Below are 21,548 nucleotides of genomic sequence, written 5' to 3'. Positions count from 1 at the left end.
CGGCCCCTGTTTTATTTTTTTATGACACAAGAATATGTTCGCTTGTCACTTGGCCCTGCTCATAGTTGCCGTTTTCAATGACCCAATGGATGGTACGTACACGATAGTAGTAACCGCTATCTGCGCTCATCGTCACAGAACTGCTAAAAGTATCTTTATTCAAATCGCTTCTGTTCACGCCTGTTCCGTGGGTCACCCATTCCATCCCCGTCCATCTCTCCAAATAGAATGTAATTCCGAGGCTATCAAGCTGATAATAGCCATATGTATAACCTGAGAGCGTCACAGCTTGATTATTCACCTTAGTAATGCGGTTTGTTCCATCAAGCAAGTAAATATGACTTGGATTCATAAAACCCTTCAATGATAATGTTGAAGGTGGTGGTGCCGTAAGCGCAATGCCTTTGCTTATGGTCGGTGCCGCATAGGTGGTAGTCGAAAATAATAAACTGGCAATAATCATTATTCCCATAGCAGCTTTCGACAATCTATTTTTGAATAATATCAATTTAAATCACCTTTCTTTTTCTGGATATAGTGAGTTTCTTCTTTATTTGCTGCTTCAATAATGCTTCGGATGCTCGCGGCCACCTTCTCCGGCTCTGACAGCAGAAACATATGTCCTCCTTCAAAGCGATGCAGCCCGACATTATGGCCCCATTTCCTCCATCCGTCAGCTTCCTCCGCGCATTTATAGTCTTCAGCACCGTAAAACACGTGCATAGGCGCCTGAAGCAGCGTGTGATCGCTATGTTCAAAGGTTTCGAGTGCCTGAAAGTCCGCCCGGAAAGAGGGCAGGAAAAAGTCGAGCATTTCCCGCTGCTTTATTAGCTCCTCGGGTATGCCGCCTATGGGAATGACGTGATCGAGAAAGGCGTCATCATCAAGATGCGCTGTTCGCTCACGCTTGCTTTGTGGCGGCTGAACAGCTGAAATAATGACCGCTTTAGCGACTATTCCTTGCTGCTCCAGCTTCTGTGCCAAACGGTATACAACCATTCCACCCATGCTGTGTCCAAACAGGACGAATGGCTGTTGAAAATACGCAGCAAGCTCCCTCGCATACAGCTCCACCAATCCCTCCAAATTTGGAATCAAGGTCATGCTGTTCGTTCCATGTCCAGGAGGTTCAACCGCGAGCAGTTGGCAATCATTTTGAACAAAATGGTGCAAAGGCCAGAATGCAGCAGAATATCCTCCTGCGAATGGAAAACAGATAAGTGGAATTTTTCCTGTTCCAGTGCTAAACGTTTTGAGTATTTGATTCATTTGTTCACGGGCCTCCATTCTAATAAAAAGCTGATGGTTTGAGCATTCAATCTGGCGAAGCGCCCTTGCAGCATTTCCCCATGCTTTCCAAAGCCTTGATACTCTACATATTCGCCCGTTCCCGCAGCCCTTTTCCAGGAAGAGAGCTCTGACGAAAGTGTACATGCGGTTTCGGATTGAATCAGATGAATAGAAGCATGAACTTGCCCCTCTGCAATCCACTCTACGTAATATTTATAATAGGCTGCTGTTTTACGAACAATTCCTTCACGAACTGCGTCTATTTGCAGCGCAATATTTTGCTTATTGGCTTCCATAAGCTCTGCAACGTCACCTTCCACTGTACGGCCCTTCAAATCACTCACGTTATTTTTCCAATAAGAATCAATCATGATCAGAACTTCTACCTGCCTGCCGCAGCATTCCAATTGTTTGGCAACTTCAAATGCTAGAGCGCATCCAGCAGAATAACCGATCAAGATGAAGGAGCCATGCGGCTGAATGCTCTGCATTTGGCTGGCATAACGAGTGATGCGATCCTCCTCTTCAATAAAATCAAAAGCGTGAACGCGATAATTAGGCAGCTGGTCCGCAAGCTCCTTGAACACAATGCCATACCCAAGCACCGGAGGGAAAGCAAATAAATGGGGGCCACCCTTAGGGTTAAGCAGCGTCAGATGCGCTGAAGCCCTAGACACCGTTTGCCCACTTTCAGCCCATTCCTGCAAATAAGCTGCAATTTCGGCAATTGTCGGCGTCTCAAACAATAATTTTATGGGGATGTCGATCTGAAATTCCTTTAGCATGATAGAACAAAGCGTCATCGCTTTCAGCGAATGACCCCCTAGAGCAAAAAAATCATCATGAATACCGACTCGTGCTACCCCGAGTACCTGAGACCATACTACAGCGAGCCTGGCCTCCGTATCATTGCGAGGAGGTGCGTAGTGTTCGGATTCATTCATGAACTCCGTCATTGCAGGCAAGCTTCGCCGATCCACTTTTCCATTGACGGTCAACGGCAGTCGCTCAAGAAAAACAATGGTTGGCGGAACCATATAGTTTGGCAACATGCTTAGCAAATAATTGCGAAGCTGATTCTTGCTTAACTCCATTTGAGGCTTCAATACAACATAAGCGCAAAGCGATGCCTCGCCCGAAGCACGCCATGCAACAGACAGGAGCGCTTCTTTAACCTGCTCAAGTTTTACAATCTGTTTCTCGATCTCACCTAGCTCAATACGATGGCCGCGAATTTTCACTTGATCGTCGACGCGCCCTATAAACTCGATATTCCCATCGGGCAGCCACCTTGCCAAATCACCACTGCGGTAAATACGCTCTCCTTGTACAAACGGATTTGGAGCAAATTTCTCTGCGGTTAAAGCTGTCCGATTCAAATACCCTAGCGCCAGCCCCTCACCGCCCAGGATAAGCTCCCCGACCGCTTCAATCGGCTGAAGCTGATCCGTCTCATTTACAATATAAGCTGAAGTCTGATTAAGCGGCTTGCCAATGGGGATGGAAGCCATATCCTCCGAAAGCGCATGAACCGGATAGAAGGTCGCAAACACCGTACTTTCCGTTGGGCCATATACATGAATGATTTTATCCGGTCCCATGCTATGCAGCGCTTTGCGTACATGATTCACCGATGAGCGTTCTCCGCCGAACAGCACCTTGCGGATGCTCTTCATCCACGAATCCTCCTCATCTACGAGCAGATTGAACAGCGCCGTCGTGACGAACATGACCGTAATTTTCTCTTCTTTAATGAACTGTACAAGCTTGCCAGCATGCATAATCGTATCGCTTGGAGCAAGCACCAGTGCAGCCCCATTTAACAATGCGCCGAATAAGTCAAAGGTGAAGCCGTCAAAAGCATAATTGGATAACGACAGTACTTTGTCATTCTTAGTTATTTCAATATAGTTCGTATTAATCGCAATCCGCGAAATATTGGCATGTGTGATCAGTGCCCCCTTAGGCTGGCCAGTCGTACCAGAGGTGTACATTACATAAGCAAGCCTGTCCAAGCCTCCGGGAGTCGTCGCTAATGTGTTTATTGGCGCATCCTCAGTGTCCAAATTGCTGGCGGCAGCTTCATTATACAGCTCTGGTTCATCGAGGTACAGAAGGGTTCCTTGATACTCTACTTTCTCGATAACGCTTGTCAACGAATACTGCGTGAGCAGCAGCTTCGCTCCGCTATCCTCCAGCATGTAGCTGATTCGCTGCTCTGGGTACGCAGGATCGATCGGGACGTACGCCGCCTCAGCCTTAAGAACGGCTAATATAGCTGCAATCATATCTGATGAGCGGTGAACGAGCAGACCAACGATAGTCCCGTCGTTAACTCCTCTGCCGCGAAGCACGTAAGCGAGCTTATTTGCACGAGCGTTCAGCTCAGCATAAGTAAATAATCCATCTGGAGCAGAAAGGGCAAGATGTTCCGGCGTATTCTCCACCTGCCATTCGAATCGCTGAGCAAGCGTCATATTGCTTGCTGCTGCCATTTCCCCGTCCCGGCCATCCAGACGGTTAAAAGCGAATAAGCGATGTGCTTCTTCCTCAGGCACAATTCCAAGCTCACCAAGCGGCTTATTGGACTCCCTCACGAGCTGGCGAATCATGTGGATGAGCTGCGCCTTCAAGCGATTGATGAAGGAGCTTTCATACACATTGGCATTGTATGCTAGCTTCATCACCATCTCCTTGCCAGGCCCAGCGAGTAAATGAAGATCATAATGGCTTTTTTCGAAAATATGAATGTCATCCATCGCAAATCCCAGATTCTGCTCTTCACTTTGTTTGCCAGCCTCTTGAAGCGGATAATTCTCGAACACAACAATATGATCAATTAACGTCTGCTGGCCTATTCGGCTCTGGATATTATAAAGCGGCACGTACTGATGCGCTTCGGTCTGCACCGAGAGTCTCTGCATTTCCGTTATTAATTGCTTGAAGGTCATATCCGGTACGATCTGAACACGGGTTGGGATTACGTTGATAAACAGGCCCACCATGCTCTCCACACCGCTAATCTCAGCGGGACGACCCGATACAACTGCTCCAAACAACACATCGCTGCTGCGCTGATAACGGCTAAGCAGAATAGCCCAAACGGCTTGAATCGCTGTGCTTAACGTAACCTGATGCTCTCTTGCCAGTCTAGAGAAAGCCTCACTGTCTTCCTCTCCAAGCTTAAAATGAAGCTCGCCTGACGAATAACCTTCCTCCCTGCGTCTGCTGCGCTGCTCGGCGAAAGACTCCTGCCCCTCAAATTCAGCTAAATAGCTCGACCAAAAGACAAGCGAAGCCTCCTTATCCTGCTTGCCAAGCCAGTTGATATATTCCTTATATGGTTTCGAGACGGGCAGCTCGTATGGCTTATGATTCAGCAAGGCGCTGTATATCTGAAACAGCTCCTTTACAATAATGCCAAAGCACCAGCCGTCCAGCATAATGTGGTGATAGCTCCATATCCATTCATACGTGTCCTCACCTGTCTTAAAAACGGTCGTCCGCATTAAAATATCTTTGGACAGATCAAATCCCAGCATTTTATCCTGCTGCTTGAAGGCAGCAAGCTGTCGCTGCTGCTCTTCTTGGGGCTGATCACATAAATCTATTTCCTGAACATGGAACGCTCGCTGCTTGAATACAACCTGAACCGGCCGGTTGATTTTCTCGTGGAGGAATACGGTACGAAAAATATCGTACCGATCCATCAACACGTTCATGCTTTGTTCCAGCAAATCTTTGCGAAATGAGCCTTTCACCGAAATGGCCAGTTGCTCCATATAATAGCTCTGTCCGGGGTGCAGAAGCGTGTGAAACAGCATGCCCTCTTGCATAGGCGATAAAAAATAAATATCTTGTACTTGATCCTTCTGAAAAGTAATCCCGTTCACCTGTGCTAGGCCTCCTTCTATCCATTCCGCAGCAAATTAAGCTGCGCGCAAATTCATTCTCTTAGCCAAACTTCTCTGCCAGCATGTCAAAAATATCTCCGACCTCTTCGAGCTGCAATTCACTCGCCGTAAAGTCGCTTGGTGTGAAATCTCTGTCCGTCTTGGCTGTGCAACACTGAATTAATACAAGCAAATGATGGTGGAAGCGATCCATCAGCTGATCTATCGTAGCTCGCAAATATTGCTTTTTATTGTAGGCGCAAGACACAACGAGGCGTTCGCCTCTTACCATACCGCTTAAGCTGAGCGCATACAGCGCTTCAGATTCCGGGCTTGTTTGCGCGCCCATATCGTATACGGATGGTGAAAGCAAGTCTGTTTGCACCTCGCTGTCGAATTGCCCCAAATAGTTGAAGCTGATTTCCGGTTTGAATGAGAAGGTGAGCCCTGCTTTATGCTCATCAGTTGCCAAATATCGCAGCAGGCCATAACCGATTCCCTTATTGGGAATATGGCGCAAATCTTCTTTCACCCGTTTTATTTGATAGGCTAAATCGTCCGTATAGCTCATGTCGAGCACAACCGGATATTGGGAGGTAAACCAGCCTACCGTTCGTGATACGTTAATAGCTACAGCTACCGGCATAATCACCTCCAGCTTGACTACTGAATCGGCTGGTTTGCCATTTTGCTGGACAACGGTTTTGTTCCCTTCCTGCGGCAATCCATTCCCTCATGCGATCTAAGCTTGAGAAAACCGCTCAAATTGGCAATACTCGTTCCGGGGTAAAACTGCTCGGTATACCAAATTCGTTTTTGCGCATGTGTTAATGGATAATAAAAACGTTTCATCAAATTACCCCCAATAACTTGTTTTGATAAATAAAAAACTGCCCGGATTTTGGACAGTCTGCTCCCATTTTCCAGCAACCTGTCAACCGTAGCATCGTCTGATGCCTTAGGCCATGGCTTTGCGTCCCTATGTTTCCATAGGTATGCCTTTATCCATTTTATGTTTGTTTTATTCCATTCCTAATCTATAAACAATCCGTTCGGCAAATAGTTACGTTTTTTACATTTTTTTATATTTTCATTCGACAAAAAGTTTTTGGGAGAGGGGTCCTATTAATATGAAGAGAATGAAAGTCTATGGGAGGAGACGAAACTTGGATAGACTAGAACGAAATAATCCTGCGCAGATTTATCTTCCTTGATACGTAACGCTATGAAAATTTTAAAACAAAAAAGCCGCCATTTAGGCGGCATCAGGCTGTCGAGAAGGTCTCGACAGCCATCTTTATAAGCATTCAGTTTAACGCATCACCGCGTTTCTGTGGTATCGATTTTTCCTTTATTGTCTAAAAGGTTCGGCATATGTATTCACAAGATAATGGGCGTCCAGCCATTGATCCGCTTATTCTTTTCAAGATCATCTTTCTGGGCTATTTCTTCAGGTGTCAGCTTTATGGAAAGAGCAGCTGCAGCATCCTCAATATGCGATATTTTTGTAGCACCAACAATAGGTGAGGTTACAGGTTCTTTCTGAAGAGTTTCAGGCTTTTATCAATCTCGCTCATAATGGCCTTTCGAGAAAGTCCGGCACCGTTTGGACCTGCGTGCGCCCATTCAACTTAGTAGCCAGCACGATTTCATCCCGATTTGCATATTCCTTTAAAGCAGGTCCAATAACCGCCTCACTTGATCCGGCTGAATATACATTAGCTGTATCAAAAAAATTGATACCAAGCTCTAGTGCTTTTTTAATAACGGGACGACTGTCTGCTTCATTAATAATCCATTGATGCCCTCCTTGCACGGCTACTCCGAAGCCCATACAGCCCAGACAAATTCGGGATACTTCCAAGCCCGTATTTTCGAGTTTCACATATTCCATTTGATTGTTCCTCCATTTATTCATTATTTTTCAACAAACGTTTTACAAATAAAGTGAACAGCAGCAAGGAAATTGCAACGGACAAAGCGCTGACCGTGAATAACGCCTGATAGCTCATGTACTGGGAAACCCAGCCTAGCACGATCGCACCGAGCCCGATGCCAAGATCATTAGCGGTCGATATCGAGGCGTTGGCAACTCCGATTCGCTCTGGATGGGCCAGACGTATCGTTGCCGCTTGAAGGGACGGCTGCGCGGAGCCAAACCCGATGCCATATAAAATCGCCGCAACAAGCACACCGCCTAAGCCGGTCGACATGCTGAGCACAATCAAGGCGCCAATCGTAATGACAAGGGCTGGTACGATAACAGAAATCTCTCCGTATCGATCCGAAAGTTTTCCCGAAATGGGACGGCTGAGTGCCAGTGATGCAGCAAAGGCCAGAAAGAATGCGCCGGAATTGACCTGAATCGACTTAGCGAACAGCGGAACAAATGTTGTAATGCCCCCATACGCGATAAACAGAAAAAAGACGGATGCCGCAATCGGCAAAACCGATTTTTCGAACAATTCTATTTTTCTTACGCCCGTTTTGGGCTGGAAGGGCATTTTTGCTCCTAACGTCAGGAGCAGCGCTATCGCAGAGAGGACGACGGCGATTAAAAACAAAGCGCTGTACGACTGGTTCTCTGTCACCCAGAGCCCGAACATCGGACCGACTGCCATAGCCAAGGTCATGGATGTGCTGAACCATCCCATTCCTTCGCCGCGGCGGCCCGCTGGAATCATGTCTGTAATCGCTGTCATTGAGGCGGTTGTAGAAACGGCCCAGCTCATCCCATGCAAAATTCTGAGCCCCATCAGCACAACAATTCCTCCAACCCAGTTATACATATACATTGCCAGGATGAACAGAATAAGCCCCCAAATGAGAAACGGGCGCCTGCCGAATCGGTCCAGCATCCCGCCGACGATGGGGCGAAAAATAACGGCGGACAGCATAAACGCGCCCATCGCCAGCCCGACCTGCGATTCGCTGCCTCCCATCTGTGTGATGAATAGCGGCATCGTCGGATACAGCATATAAAAGGCATTAAACAAAAATAGGTTTCCTATCGTCATGAGCGTAAACGATTTCGTCCATAGACGTTCCATTGTTCTTTCCCCCCGTTTTTTACGTATAATCCCCGATGCGTTTTTCGGACATCAAAAACATTGAATTTCTACTATTCCTTGATTCATTAATGTACTCACGTCTATAATTATAAACAGACACCGAACATCTGCAATTGCTAAATGAGCTGGATTTGTTAAGTAATGAACAGTTGCATCATCATTGTCAATTATTAAAGAAAGATTGGTGATTCCCAGTTGGCTAAAGTGGATCGGAGAATACTCAAAACCCAGGAAGCGTTAAAAAAAGCGGTTATTGATTTGATGTCAGAGAAAAATTTTGATGATATTACGATCCAGGATCTTTCCGATAGGGCGAATGTGAGCCGCGGAACGATCTATCTTCATTATTTGGATAAATTTGATCTGCTGGACAAGCTTATCGAAGAACACATCAACGTCTTAAGAGAAATGTGTAAATCCGCAGCCGAATTGGAATTTACCGAAGCCACTTTGATGTGGACGGAATACTTTGAGCTTCATTATTCCTTTTTTTCCATGATGCTGGCGAGTAAAGGCGCCCCCTACTTTCGCGGCCGGTTTCTCGACTTGTTTATCGAAGAATTAACGAATGAGGTTGAGGTAACCAAAGGGAAGAATGAGAAGTTAAATGAAGATCTTCTAGTCAGGTTTATTGCCTCTGCTTACGTAGGGGTTGTGGAATGGTGGTTTACGAATGACAAGCCTGTCCCCCATCATGTCTTGGCAGAGCAACTGGGGACGTTGCTTGAGCGAAATGTGTAAGAAAAGGCCCCCATTATGCTGAGGGCCGGAGGCATCCCTTTTTACAGGCAGGCGCAGCTTCAACAAAAGTCCTCGCGTTAGCTGCATACCTGCACTTCTTATCTAGAATGCTGCTTGGTAGGACGATACATGTACATTCTCAGTAAAATAGCTAACAAACTAAATGCCAAAAATATAATTCCTCCTAACACGATGTATCGTGTACCCATCCCTGATAAAAACAATCCTAATACGATGGGGTAAGTCACGACTGTTCTCATTGGATTTTTAGAGAGCAGCCTCCCTCCGATTAAGTTGCCCAGCAAACTGGCCAAGCCATATAAAAATAACGTCAAGCTTAACATTTTCCCGGAAATATGAGTAATGGTTTCAAGGTACTCTGCAATGTAACTGCTAACACTAGCCCCTGCTGAGCCTATAAGTACAACAGCAGCAATAGCTAGCCAAATAATCGGTTTTTTTAATACGCTTAACTGGGCTCCGTATGAAAGTTTTTCCGTAACATGCATAGATGGTATAAATAGCCATGTTGCGATGAAGGCCACAGCATTTACGACAGCAAAAAAGACCATCGCCATTTCTATGGAAGTTTCATTAGCTATAAAATTTGTGATGGGCACACCAAGTACCATTCCTGCGGTCACGCCAAGCATCACTTTAGAAATAGCTTTTGGAGCCTCTTCCTTGCTTACGGAGCTAGCAGCTGCTGTCAAAGACAAGGAACAATAAATGGGATGGAAAAAGCCTGGAATAATACGGGCGATTAGTGCAACGGTGAAGGTTGGCGCAAATAGGGATACTATATTACAAACAACAAAAATCCCGAGGACCAGCAGCATGACTTTCTTGCGATTTATACCGGAAAATAATAATGGCATTGTGGGACCTGCGATTGAAACGGCTAGGGAAGAATACTGTGCGAAGCGGAGGTTGAATCAGCTTCCAAAGATGGGGCATGAGCTGGTTCGAATATTTTGAATGTCATTATTTGTTTTTTCAGCCATGTTGGCAAGCAAAGGAGCTCCCTTCTTTCGCAGCCGCTTCCTAGAATTTGTCATAGAGGATATTAAGCGCAGCTGGGAAATGACGGAGGGGAAAAATCGTGGAATCAATGAAGATGTAATGGTTCAATTTTTTGCACCAGCTTACGTAGGAATTGTGGAATGGTGGTTTCTAAATGGAATGCCCTATCCCCCACGTGTCATGGAAGAGCAAGTAGAAAAGCTGCTGGATATGAATCTTTCATAGTTCGATTTGCCGCAGGCAGACACCCGTAATGCCTATCTTAAACGCAATAATCCCCCAGACAAAGGCTGGGGGATTATTGCTATGAATGAAAATTAAACGATGAACTATTCATACTTTCCTATCCTTGTTCTCCTTTTGAGAAAGCTTCTTTCAGTTTGTCACTCATCAGGTGCCAGGCATCTTCTGCGACGGCTAGATCACCATAATGGGTAAATCCGTGCGCTGCTCCCTCATATTGTTTATGCAGCACCTTCACACCGTGTTGTTTCAGCTTTTCTGCATAGGCTATGCCTTCTTCAGCCAACGAATCTTTCCCAGCGGTAATAACCAATGCTTCGGGCAGTCCTTGAAGGGCTTCCGCATAAACAGGCGAAGCTAGCGGACTATGGGCATCGTCTGCGGAAGCCAAATACATGGAGTTAAACATTTTTGCCATTTCCGCTGGGATCGCTTCCTCAAAGCTTGGTTTTAAAGCAGGATCCATTGCCAAATCCAATGGCGCATAATCAATAATTTGCAATACAATCGGAAGCTCGCTCCCACTCTGTTGATTTAACAAGCATACAGCGGCAGCCAGATTGCCACCTGCACTGTGTCCTCCGATCGCCATGAGCGCTGAGTTGATTGAAAATGACTCTGGGTGCTCGTGAACCCACTTCGCAACGTCATAACATTCATGAACGGCAGTCGGGAACCTATGTTCAGGAGCGAGCCGATAATCGACATTAATGACGACACAGCCAGCCCGATGGGCAATCAATCGACACCAAGGATCATCCATTTCTGCCTTTCCCAAAATAAAGCCGCCCCCGTGCATATTGATGTATACAGGTAGAGAATCAGACAAAGCAGATTCCGGTGTATACACTAGGACACGGGTATCCCCAGCTCTGGTAGGGATGATGCCCTCTTGCCTTTGTACAGCAAAGCTTGCGCTTGGCTGGAGCGCAGCTCCCGTACCCACCACATTTTCACGAAATCTTCGCACCATTTCCAGTTGTTGCTTATGATCCATTTGCTGTCCATCCATTGTTAAACACTCCATTCTATTATTTAAAATTTTATTTAGAGCTTTTCTCAATCAGGTCCTGCAGCCGAATGCTGGAGTTGTTAATATTGCCGATAAAATTGTAGATGACATCGATATTTTTCTCCTGCTCTTGTGTCGTGGTCAGTACCCCTTCGGTTGCTGCTGCATGCTTTTGAGAAATACCCGAGATATGATCAACCTGCGTCCGCACTTGAGAAAAGATTACACTCATTTGATCCGTCATGTCCAATTCCTGGGCTATGTATTGATCCATCTGTTGAAAAGTAGACCTGATGCTGTCAAAGCTTTCAAGCACTTGCTCGGTGAGCGCCTCCCCTTCTTTAGCTGCCACGCTGCCGTTGCTAGCCTTTTCAACCACAAGCTGCGTTTTGCTTTTAATATTATGAATAATCGTGTTGATTTGTTTAACCGAGTTTAAGCATTCCTGAGCAAGCTTCTGAACTTCATTCGCCACGACCGCAAATCCCGCTCCCGCGTCCCCCGCCCTGGCGGCTTCAATATTAGCATTTAAAGCGAGAATGCTGGTCTGATCGGAAATTTGCTTAATGGCTAACAGGAAGGTATTCACATCATCCACGCTTTTGTTTAATTCCTGAACGGTAGTTAATGAATCCGATACAGTCGAGTTGATAATATTCATTTGTTTGCCCATTTGAACGATTCGCTCCGAGCTTTGGCGAACGGCCCTTCCGTTGCTGCCTGAGAGGTCGGCGAGATTGTGAGACAGCTGATTGATTTCCGACATCTTCCCATCCGCATGGTTCATCATTTCGCTTATATGAGCCATGCTTTCAGACTGATCTCGAATTCCCACCGTCACTTCCTGTATGCTGGACGTTATCGTATCGCTCATCTTCTTTAAAACGCCAATATCGTGATTACAGTTGGCAATATCGGCATTTAACGAGGAAGTGTTCTCGTGAACGACACCGACCATATTATCCCGCTCGTCCAACAGCTCCCGGGCTTCGGCTTCTTTATGCCGGCTTACATGAATGAGATCGTTTCCGCGTTTACAGACAAAATATAACGCTACAATCGTCAGTTCGATGAAACCGATCGTCATATAAAAGGTTGTATCGAATTGCTCGTGTTTGGAGTAATAAATGACAATATAGGATATATTGTACAAGCCTCCGAATCCGAATAGCAGCACTCTATTCAAATAAAGCGAAACGACACAAAGCACAACCATAATGAGCATGCCCGCACCAGCCGATTCGATATAGGCGGTTGTGCAGGTTAATATGGCAATCATCAAAGTAACCATCGTCTGAATCGGGTATTTTTTTCTAGACATTAGTACAGTCGCAACGACCAGCTCCAAAAACAGCGAGAAAACCACTTCAACTTTAACTTGGCCGCTAGCAAGAAAGAAACAGAAGGATAACAAAGCAAGCCATAAAATGCAGGCGATAATTGGGTTGACCTTTTCAGTGTTGCTTCTCAAAAAGCTGTTTTTCATTTGTCCTTTTCCCCCGAATGATAGTGTCTGATAATTTTTATAATGATTAAACAAATGTTAAGCACAATCAAACCAATTACATAGATGGGTCCACACCCTCTTCCTCTGTCAAAGACTCCTTCTTTTTTTTGCACAGCATATAAATGCCTATGAGAAAAAATAAAGCACTGCATGCCATCCCAAACAAAGCGCTGACGCTTATGGCATAAGGTGAAGCTTGCATCGTAAGCAAAGTCGTTTGAGTGACAACAATGGACACCATTGCATCAATAAAATTAAACATTTTCAGCGTGGAAATAATGGGATTTTTCAGATGCCGGTAAACGATATTCCCATAGATGGCTACTGCCAGCTTCGTAAAGGCGATGGTCGCTACCAGATAAACAATAAAACCGTCGAAGATAAAGACGTCTCTAGCCAGATACATGCGCAAACAGACCAGCATATAGGAGACACCTAGCAGGCAGAGAAAAACGCCACTGCGTTTATACACGCTGAATTCCAAGTCATGCTTTTGCTCAGGAGATTCGATCTTTTTGGCCACGGCATACATGTGAAGGGCCTGTCCTTTGGCGGCGCAAAGGATCAAATAATACAAGGCATTCGTAATGAACCAGCCGGAAAGGAGATAAAGGCCAAGGACTAGCTTGCCAATGCCAATAAAAATATTAAGGACAAGTGATGCGGTGTTTACGATGGCAGTTCGATCCTGAGCATTTCTGAGATAATGAGCTAGCATCTCCTAAATTTATAGCCTCCCTTCGGATCGTCATTCCTTTACTTTGCCAGCAAGTTATTTCCTTTCTGGCACACCTCATAAATTTCGTCATATTTTTGATCAATGAACGGAGCAACTTTGTCCGTTTTTTTCTTGCGAATGCTGCTGTAGCCATAATACGGAATGATCCACCCTGTGATACCGATGAGGGCCAAAATAACCGTGAGCAGCAGCATGCCTGCAGCATAGGCAAACGCCGAGCCAGCCATGAACCCCGTTCCGGCTACACCGACAACATAAGCAGTTGTAGAAGCAGCCCTCGTTATAGAACGTTCCAGTCTCTCGATATCCTTTACACAGGCTTCAAATTGTCGCTGCAAACGGGTCAGTTCAGCTTTATTGCGAATGTTGCGGTCCCGCTTATACTTCATCGTTACAGCACCGACGCTTTGGATTGGAGTCGCTTTTCCTTCCAGCGTCCAGCCAAAATGGGTATAGCCATCTGCATAAAGGGATTCTTTGCCGCGCTTTACCGTAATATCCTTGTATTCATAGCCTACAAAGTTATTTTCATTTTTAATAATCTCGCTCAAAATCTCTATCACTCCTTGCATAATCACCCTTCATTTGGTGTACCTATCGTATCGAACATTTGTTTATAAGTTGCTTATGAAATGTTTGAGAAATGTTAATACGTTAGGATTGGCATAAAAAAAGCCTGGATTCGAGGTTTTCGAATTCAGGCTGCTTGTTAGCGGTAGTTTCTCATTTTTCAACTTTTGTCACTTTGATAAGGCTGGCACAATCTCTTGAATGTCCTCGTTAAATGAAATGATAGTGCCTACTTTTTTTTCAAAATGATCTGGATCGCCTTTTTTCAATAAAACTAAAGGTTCATCCTTTACACCCAAGCCTATAAACAGCCGCTCCTTGCCGATGGATTCGAGCACGAAGTTTTTGTATAACGCTTCTAATTCATAAAACTTCTCATCCTGCACAAAACATTTGTTGATTCTGATGTTTGGAGCCATTTCGTCGCCGCAGACAGGGCATTTAGGCACAAGCTCATGAGGGATTTTGCAATCCACTGTGTTCTCGACCATATCTCTGATTAGTATTTCATTATTGTAGAGCCGGTCATGGCAGCCGGCTGCACATTGCAAGTATCTGTAATTGCCATGAGTTTCAAATACTTTGTCGGGCGAAAAACCTGCAAGCTCAAATTGGCTGTCGAGCGTAGTGGTGAGAACGAAATATTGTTTGTCCTTAACCAAGCGGTATATGTCCTGGTAAAGCTTTGTCGGCCCCGTCTCAAAACGATTAAGGCGGATACGTTTTGCCCAATACCCCCATCTGTCCTCCTGTGTAGGAAACGGGTAAAAACCGGAAGAATACATATCTGTTAAATCGAATTTGCGAATAAATGGGCCGAAATTATCTGTAAATCTTTTTCCGCTGTAGGTTATACCAGCAGCAGCCGAGACGCCCGCTCCGCCGCCTAACAAAATATATTCCGCCCCTTCTATTGCCTCTTTTGCCTTCTCGATACGCAATTGATAATCGTCCATTTTCCCCATCCAATCCTTCTAAGTTCGAAAGCGGTTACAATACTAAAGCTGCTAGGTTAAAACTCGATTGCTTGCTTCCCCCTCTGCTATTCGATATTATCGCATTTGGAGTTAACTCCATGTCAAGAGCTTTTCGGAATGCCTTGACCATATTTCATGGAAAAACAAGCAGTGAAAGGGTTGGCAGAAGATGAAAAGTTGTTTGTCTTTCATTAAAATAAAAAAAGTCGCCCTATTGGCGACTTTCTCTGCACAGACGACTCTACTCTATCCTAATTTTCTCCAATCAGCTGCTTCAGCTTCGGAAATACCCGTAGCGCATTGTTATAAAAAACATCCTCCCAGTGAGCCTGTGGAATCAGATGCTTCACAAATCGGATATAAGCATCCAGCTGAACAAGCGGCCAATCGGTACCGAACACAAGCCGGTCATATTTCTCGGCAAACACAATGGCACGGCGGAAATGATCCGTATAGGTTTGCTCCATTAACAACCGTTCCACCTTTGCGGCATCGCCTACTATCCAGCCCGACAGATCTGCGTAGAGATTCGGATTTTTTTCCAGCAATGCGGCTGTTTCCATGACCCAAGGATCACCGAGATGACAAAGCATAAAGGTAAGATCACGGTGCTTCAAAAAGGTTTCTTCCATCGACAGCGGATGCGAATATTTCAGTAAGCCTTTATCCGAATAAGTCAGTCCTCCATGAATGACGATGGGCAGCTGGTACGCGGAAGCGAGCCTGTACACCGGGTCATAAATTTCATCACCGACATTGTAGTGGTAATAACCCGCATACAGCTTAATACCAACGACATCCTTCGAGCGCAACGATTGTTCCAGCGCTTCGAGCTGACCATCCAGATGCAGGGTTAATGGATTAATACCGACACAAGTGAATAGATTGTCAGGAAGCTGGCCGCTTAAATCAAGCAGCATGGGATTAAGGGCTGCCGAATCCGGGAAGGCCCCTTCAACCGTTTCCGTAACGCCCATCCCTACACCAGCGATAACACCAGCGTTTCTGAACTCCTCCAGCAAACCGCTTGCTGTGTAATCAATAGCGGCCAACGTTTGTGCCGTCTCTTTAAAAGCTGCAATATTGGAAAAATGGACATGTGCATCTATAATTTTCATCAAAGTATCCTTTCTTAAGTCAGCTGGTCAAAACGAATGTTGAGCAAATCCTGATAAGCTTCCTCTGGGGCAAACAGATCAGAAACGATATAGAACTGGGGCTTGGCGAACTGCTGCTTCCCGTCTTGCAAAAATAGTTTTTCTCTTGCTACGGATGCCGCTACATGGGTATTCATATGCAGCTCGCTTGAATCAAGCTCTGGGTGGGCCATGAAGGTCAGGCGCTGCTTCCGCTCACGGGAACTATACTGGAAAATCCCGTTTGGGCTGCTGGCGCTATACTGAACCCTGCCAGCCTTATAGGTAATATTTTCACCATTGCTATTTTTAACATGCCCCCTGCTATCCTTAATATCGCTGCTGGCCCGGTAGAAGGTCGAACTGGAAAGGGTTAGCGGATGCAAAGGCGCACCTGTATTTTGCTCCACCCGAATGACAGTTGCAAGTACAGGTACCCCTGGCAGCATTAAGAAATAGTGATGGAGCACAAGTCCTCTGAATTTTGCATGGTTGCTGATCGTCACACTCATTCGGATACCCGACCAGCTGTTTCCCAAATTATCTGTAATCGCTGCAAAGGCTGTCTCACGCGGCTCTTCCATGAAGCTCGCTGCGGACATGCCGGATACTTCTGCTGCAATGCCGCCGATCCAAGGATTCCACCAAGACTTAGGCCCTGGATGAGGAAAGGAAGAATCGAGCCATTCCACGCCGTGATGCTTTAATGAAAATAGGGCCGGGGCAAAGCTGCTGCTTGCCTGAATTTGCATAACCCCATTGCCCGCAGTAAGTACCTCGCCATATTCCGTCTGTTCCGTCTGTTGTGTTATTAGGTGATCCGATACTGGAAAAACAAGGCGACTTCTTCCTGTCCTATAGGATTCCATGTCGAGACGCATGGTTAGAATATCCGCCTCAAGGCTGGATTTCCAAGCAAGCGGCGTTACGAGTTCGGTGAGCTTCTGTTCGCTGGATATGAGGTGTTTTGCCGTATCTATGCTGTCTAGTGCAGATGAGATCTCAATTTCACCTTCCAAAAAGGCATTTTTCCGCTCCGCAATCCGGATCTCCAGCGATCCTTGCAAAAAAGGATTTCCCTGATTCACAATCGTCTCCAGCTGCTCGGTAGTCTCCAGCTCCTGTGAAGTTCCCCTGTTCAGGGCAAAAGAACGGAAATCACGCCAATTTCTCCACGTTCCTAAAGCAATGCGGATAGGCTCAGTCTGTGCCATACCTCCCGCGGGAATAACGCCCAAAGCATGCTCAATGCCATAATACCAGCCCTCTGATACGATCTCCAATTGTTCAGGCCAGGTAATTCCCCGTGACGATGCCCCGTTATGAGCAAAAATCCAGTTTTCCGTAAACCGATTTTTCTCCCAATAATCGGAATTGGAGGCGTCTGGCCCTTTGCTTAAATCCACATACCGGCCTTCATATGGAATAACGCTGTCTTCAAGGCTGAAGGTAAAGCCTTCTTTCAAAAATAGGGGTTCCTCCCGAACTGCTGCCGCCTTGTTCCGTACAACATGATGGCGGGTAATTATACCATTGCTGTACAATTTGACGACTAGCGTTAGCAGCAGGTTTGCGGAAGTCAAATCATACTGGGCTTCAAGCACCATAGCTTCGTCATGACGGCAAGTTACTTGAGATACACGATTTTTCTCAAATGCGCTGCTATAAGGCAACCCAAACTTAGGATAATAAAGATTTATGGTGCTATGAGTTCCCTCGTAAATGGAAAGTGTGTTGCTTGATTTGCTTAGGCGAGCGGAGTATTGTCCGTTAAAGATTACCCAATCCTGATCGGTTTCTCCTCCGAAAGCAGCATGTATTCCCGGAAACACAAGACTGACCTCCTGCTGCGTTACGAGTAATTCGCCAGTGCCGACCACCTTGTGAATAGCCAGATGATGATGCCAAATGCCATAGGCCAGCAATCTAGCTTCAATGGTAATGGTCCTCCGGCCTTTAGCGGGTACCTTGATACGGACGGAGGGCTGGCTGAAGGAAAGAACAGCATCATCCGCCAGCTCGAAAGCAAACTCAGCCTCTGTCTCGTACTCATTTTCTACCGTCAAATCAAGCGCGATAGGTTCACCCGCATAAAGGGGCCCAACTGGCGCTTGAAGCTTTAGCTTCGCTGGAAATTTGGGCTCAATGCCAATTTTGAAGGTGGCTGGCAGACCATTAATGAGCAGCTCGGCTTCAACAACCGGATGGGTCTGAAATAGATTCTGGTCCTCTTGAGTGGCATGGACTAAAAAGCTGCCTTCTATCCGTTCCTGTGACTCAACTACTCTGGATTCATGCAGCTCAAAGCTAATGGCAGCATTGCCGACGCTCTTGATTTCCAAAGCTAGAGCCTTCCCGCTTTTATTGACGGCTTCATATACGATAGGATAACTAGCACCGAAAGGCAATTGATGGTGATCAGGAATCGTTGCCTTAATGAGGTAGTCATCCGTTTCAATTAGTCTTAACCCGCGTCCTGTCCGCTCATATTCCATCCTCAGATGTAAATTGCCTTTTCTCCACTCATAAGTAAAATAATCAAAACCTTGTTCCTGACGTCCATCGGGACTGACCGCAATTTCGCGTATGCTATCCGTGTACCAGTTGATTTCTTCAAAATAAGCCTGTACAGCACCGGTCTGCAATACGGATGGAATCAAGTTCATTAGATGTGTGGTGTCATCCCGTTTCTCCCAGAAAAACCCGCTCTTCTTATAGGCAGGGACTGCTTTCGTATTGCCTGGCCATGTATAGAGGTCAAGTCTAGGCCAGCCAAGCTTCAAGGTCTCCTCTATTGCGCGCAAAATAAGTCGCTTGCCGACTTTGTGTCCATGATAATCGGGCCGGACATTTAGTAAAGGGATGTACAGGGCACCAGCATCTTCCTTGTAATGGGAGAAGCTGCAATATCCCACAACCTCCCCACCAGCTATCGCCAAAAATACATGAAGAAAGGTACTGTTATGATGTTCTTTAAGAATGCTTTCCTCCGTCTGGAGCGAGTTGTCTCCACCCCAACTCTCATTGCTTGTATTCCACATTGCGGCGATGGAGGCTGCATATCGGGGTTCATATTCGATGATAGTCATTTCTTGATTTCTATTCATAAGAGCACTCACCTCCTAAATTCGTTACACAGGGCTGAAACAAATTTCGACATTTTACTGACTGAACGTTCAGTATATATTGTATCATGTGCGTTTTTGCTGGTCAATTTTGCTAAATCTTTCTTAATCAATGCAATGAACAAAACCGGTCTCCAAAGGATGGAAACCGGTTATCGACCTGTAAATGAAGCCACTAATCCTGTCAACATTCACTAACATATAGCAAGCACTATTTCATCATATCAGCAATAAGCACTTTCTGCCCTAGCCGTGCGCTCTCCAGCGATGCAAGCACCATGGCCATGCTGTAAATATTGTCGCTGCTGTCGGTTTCCGGCTTGCGCCCTTCATCAAGCGCTGCGAACATTTCGTCCAGACAGCCTTCGTGGAACTCATTATTCATCTGCACAAGTCCGCCATCTACACGCACATAATCGCGAATGAATTTGCCCGATTGATCGCCTTGAGCAACAACCTCGGCATAAGGTTCACCGATTCCATCCCAAATGGCTGTCCCATATTCTCCTGTAATACGCCACTGGGCTTCCCATGAGGTAATTGCCCCCTCCGCACACCATGAGCCGCGATAATTAAATACCGAGCCGTCGGACATTTCAAAAATACAGAGTGCTGCCGCATTCCCTTCATACCAGGACCCAGGAGAATTAAATTCGTGGCAGTAGACCGATACCGGATTCGCTCCCGATAAATACCGTGCCTGATCGAACGTATGGATCGCCATATCGAGCAGCAGCGGACTGCTCATCGCATCGCGGAATCCGCCAAAGTGCGCGCCAATAAAAAAATCCGCACCGATAAAGCCGGTTCGCCCGATATGGCCCTCCGACATCAGCTTGCGCAAAGCCCGAATGCGCCCATCGTAACGGCGATTTTGCATAACGGCATGCGTACGGCCCGTACGCTGCGCCAGCTTCACAATAAACAAGCATTCTTCCATCGTTTCTGCCAAAGGCTTCTCGCCAAATACGTGACAGCCCTGCTCCAGCGCTGTAGTGCCGATCGAATAGTGGCTGGACGGGATGGTAATATCAAAAACAAGGTTCGCCCCCGTCTCCGCAAGTGCAGTCTGCAAGCTGGTAAAGGTCGGACAGCTCAACCCTTTACGCTCAGCCATCGCTTGGGCAAATTCCTGTTTTATATCGACCAGACCGACGATTTCCGTATCATCCCTGCCTTGTGCATAGTCCACCCATTTGTTAGCCATTCCGCCACAGCCCGCGACGACTACCTGATATTTTGCTGTCATTATGCTATTCCTCCCGCTTCTCTTCAGCTAGTATTTATACGCTTGGATTTGGAATAAAATCGCCACCGCGGCAGCGCTTCAAATAATTTAATGCGTGGACCTGACCCGTCATTTCCAGCTCGTCCTTGTAAACAGGATCATGCCAGCCCTCGATATCGATCGTGCCTTTATAGCCATTTTGACGCAAAATCGTTATAATATCGCTCCAGTTGCTGTCGCCAAAGCCCGGCGTCCGGTGCCACACAAATGGCTGAGGACCATGCACACCGTGCTCCTTCACAATATCCCAAGCGATTGTTGCATCTTTGCCATGAACATGGAATACTTTGCTTGCCCATTTGCGGAGCTGCGGGATCGGATCAATCAGGCTAACCATCTGGTGGCAAGGCTCCCACTCCAGGCCAATATTATCCTCTGGTACCGCGTTGAACATAAGCTCCCACGCTGTCGGGTTATGCGCGATATTCCAGTCTCCCTGCTTCCACGTGCCACCCATATCGCAGTTTTCGAACGCGATCCGCACGCCTTTGTCCGCTGCACGCCTCGTTAGCTCCCCGAACACTTCCTTAAAACGCGGGATGGATTCATCAATCGGCTGATCCGTCAATCGGCCAGTAAACCCGGATACAATATTAGCGCCAAAAAGTGATGCATGGTCGATTAAGCGCTCCCAACTGGCTAAAGTATCCGCATTGTCGCCCGCTCCCGTAAGCGGATTGCCAAATACGCTAAGCGCCGACACCACAAACCCATGCTCATCGGATAGAGCGCTTACACGTTTGGCCAACTCCGGCAAATCGGTTTGGCCCGTCGTTTGCCAGAACGTTAAATTAAAAGATTCAAAACCATGTCCCACGATTTGCGGTATAATCCTATCGGCATTCCCGCCGCCTACCAACGTACCTATTCGCATTTGTTCACTCATGCTTGAATATCACTCCAATATTGGCTTATAGTATGCTTAGCACCTTC

Annotated in this window: 16 protein-coding genes, 3 pseudogenes and 1 riboswitch; of the genes and pseudogenes, 3 read left to right on the top strand and 16 right to left on the bottom strand. The window is 46.3% G+C overall.

The features are described from left to right. Positions 1–19 precede the first annotated feature (19 nt). The 4 genes from AC6B99_RS11905 to AC6B99_RS11890 all read right to left on the bottom strand — a co-directional run bounded on the left by AC6B99_RS11905 (position 20) and on the right by AC6B99_RS11890 (position 5,907). A complete protein-coding gene (locus tag AC6B99_RS11905) occupies positions 20–508 on the bottom strand; it encodes a hypothetical protein (RefSeq protein ID WP_496663421.1) in 489 nt (162 codons plus the stop codon). Further along, positions 505–1,269 (bottom strand): thioesterase II family protein, encoded by a 765-nt coding sequence (locus tag AC6B99_RS11900; protein ID WP_496663420.1) that lies wholly within the window; start codon positions 1,267–1,269, stop codon positions 505–507. Before AC6B99_RS11900 ends, AC6B99_RS11905 begins: the two co-directional genes overlap by 4 nt. Further along, a complete protein-coding gene (locus AC6B99_RS11895) occupies positions 1,266–5,183 on the bottom strand; it encodes a non-ribosomal peptide synthetase (protein WP_496663419.1) in 3,918 nt (1,305 codons plus the stop codon). The genes AC6B99_RS11900 and AC6B99_RS11895 overlap by 4 nt, the downstream gene beginning before the upstream one ends. Positions 5,184–5,244: 61 nt before the next feature. After that, positions 5,245–5,907 carry a condensation domain-containing protein gene (locus tag AC6B99_RS11890; RefSeq protein WP_496663418.1) on the bottom strand — a complete coding sequence of 221 codons (663 nt, stop codon included), beginning with the start codon at positions 5,905–5,907 and terminating at the stop codon, positions 5,245–5,247. 198 nt (positions 5,908–6,105) lie between these two features. Further along, positions 6,106–6,193, bottom strand: a riboswitch (cyclic di-GMP riboswitch). Positions 6,194–6,545: 352 nt separating this feature from the next. On the opposite strand from AC6B99_RS11890, the pseudogene AC6B99_RS11885 reads away from it, so the two are divergent. Further along, positions 6,546–6,683 (top strand): annotated as a pseudogene (locus AC6B99_RS11885) (transposase); the annotation flags it as partial. A gap of 50 nt (positions 6,684–6,733) precedes the next feature. On the opposite strand, the pseudogene AC6B99_RS11880 reads toward AC6B99_RS11885, so the two are convergent. Beyond that, positions 6,734–7,077, bottom strand: a pseudogene (locus AC6B99_RS11880) (aldo/keto reductase); the annotation flags it as partial. 16 nt (positions 7,078–7,093) lie between these two features. Next, entirely contained in the window at positions 7,094–8,233 is a 1,140-nt protein-coding gene (locus AC6B99_RS11875) for an MFS transporter (protein WP_496663417.1), read from the bottom strand. 216 nt (positions 8,234–8,449) lie between these two features. On the opposite strand from AC6B99_RS11875, the gene AC6B99_RS11870 reads away from it, so the two are divergent. Further along, positions 8,450–8,995 carry a TetR/AcrR family transcriptional regulator gene (locus AC6B99_RS11870; RefSeq protein ID WP_056040247.1) on the top strand — a complete coding sequence of 182 codons (546 nt, stop codon included), beginning with the start codon at positions 8,450–8,452 and terminating at the stop codon, positions 8,993–8,995. A gap of 98 nt (positions 8,996–9,093) precedes the next feature. On the opposite strand, the pseudogene AC6B99_RS11865 reads toward AC6B99_RS11870, so the two are convergent. After that, positions 9,094–9,891 (bottom strand): annotated as a pseudogene (locus AC6B99_RS11865) (MFS transporter); the annotation flags it as partial. Between the two features lie 82 nt (positions 9,892–9,973). Here AC6B99_RS11865 and AC6B99_RS11860 point away from each other — a divergent pair. Beyond that, entirely contained in the window at positions 9,974–10,243 is a 270-nt protein-coding gene (locus tag AC6B99_RS11860; protein WP_494879302.1) for a TetR/AcrR family transcriptional regulator C-terminal domain-containing protein, read from the top strand. A gap of 118 nt (positions 10,244–10,361) precedes the next feature. On the opposite strand, the gene AC6B99_RS11855 is transcribed toward AC6B99_RS11860, so the two are convergent. From AC6B99_RS11855 to AC6B99_RS11815, 9 genes are all read right to left on the bottom strand, one after another. Then, positions 10,362–11,258: an alpha/beta hydrolase gene (locus AC6B99_RS11855; protein WP_496663490.1), complete on the bottom strand. Its 897-nt coding sequence runs from the start codon at positions 11,256–11,258 to the stop codon at positions 10,362–10,364. A 46-nt stretch (positions 11,259–11,304) separates the two neighbouring features. Then, positions 11,305–12,759 carry a methyl-accepting chemotaxis protein gene (locus tag AC6B99_RS11850; RefSeq protein WP_496663416.1) on the bottom strand — a complete coding sequence of 485 codons (1,455 nt, stop codon included), beginning with the start codon at positions 12,757–12,759 and terminating at the stop codon, positions 11,305–11,307. A gap of 76 nt (positions 12,760–12,835) precedes the next feature. Beyond that, entirely contained in the window at positions 12,836–13,498 is a 663-nt protein-coding gene (locus AC6B99_RS11845; protein ID WP_494860479.1) for a hypothetical protein, read from the bottom strand. A gap of 38 nt (positions 13,499–13,536) precedes the next feature. After that, positions 13,537–14,070: a hypothetical protein gene (locus AC6B99_RS11840; RefSeq protein ID WP_494860481.1), complete on the bottom strand. Its 534-nt coding sequence runs from the start codon at positions 14,068–14,070 to the stop codon at positions 13,537–13,539. A 189-nt stretch (positions 14,071–14,259) separates the two neighbouring features. After that, positions 14,260–15,054 (bottom strand): Sir2 family NAD-dependent protein deacetylase, encoded by a 795-nt coding sequence (locus AC6B99_RS11835; protein ID WP_496663415.1) that lies wholly within the window; start codon positions 15,052–15,054, stop codon positions 14,260–14,262. A 263-nt stretch (positions 15,055–15,317) separates the two neighbouring features. Further along, positions 15,318–16,184, bottom strand: a complete 867-nt coding sequence (locus AC6B99_RS11830; RefSeq protein ID WP_496663414.1) for an amidohydrolase family protein — start codon at positions 16,182–16,184, stop codon at positions 15,318–15,320. A 14-nt stretch (positions 16,185–16,198) separates the two neighbouring features. After that, positions 16,199–19,309: a GNAT family N-acetyltransferase gene (locus AC6B99_RS11825; RefSeq protein ID WP_496663413.1), complete on the bottom strand. Its 3,111-nt coding sequence runs from the start codon at positions 19,307–19,309 to the stop codon at positions 16,199–16,201. A 229-nt stretch (positions 19,310–19,538) separates the two neighbouring features. Next, entirely contained in the window at positions 19,539–20,576 is a 1,038-nt protein-coding gene (locus AC6B99_RS11820) for a Gfo/Idh/MocA family protein (RefSeq protein ID WP_496663412.1), read from the bottom strand. Positions 20,577–20,610: 34 nt separating this feature from the next. Then, positions 20,611–21,501, bottom strand: a complete 891-nt coding sequence (locus tag AC6B99_RS11815; protein ID WP_496663411.1) for a sugar phosphate isomerase/epimerase family protein — start codon at positions 21,499–21,501, stop codon at positions 20,611–20,613. Positions 21,502–21,548: the final 47 nt, after the last annotated feature.

It is taken from the genome of Paenibacillus liaoningensis, from assembly GCF_059609455.1.
Note: the sequence above shows the minus strand (reverse complement) of the source record. Positions and strands in the feature narration are given on the sequence as shown.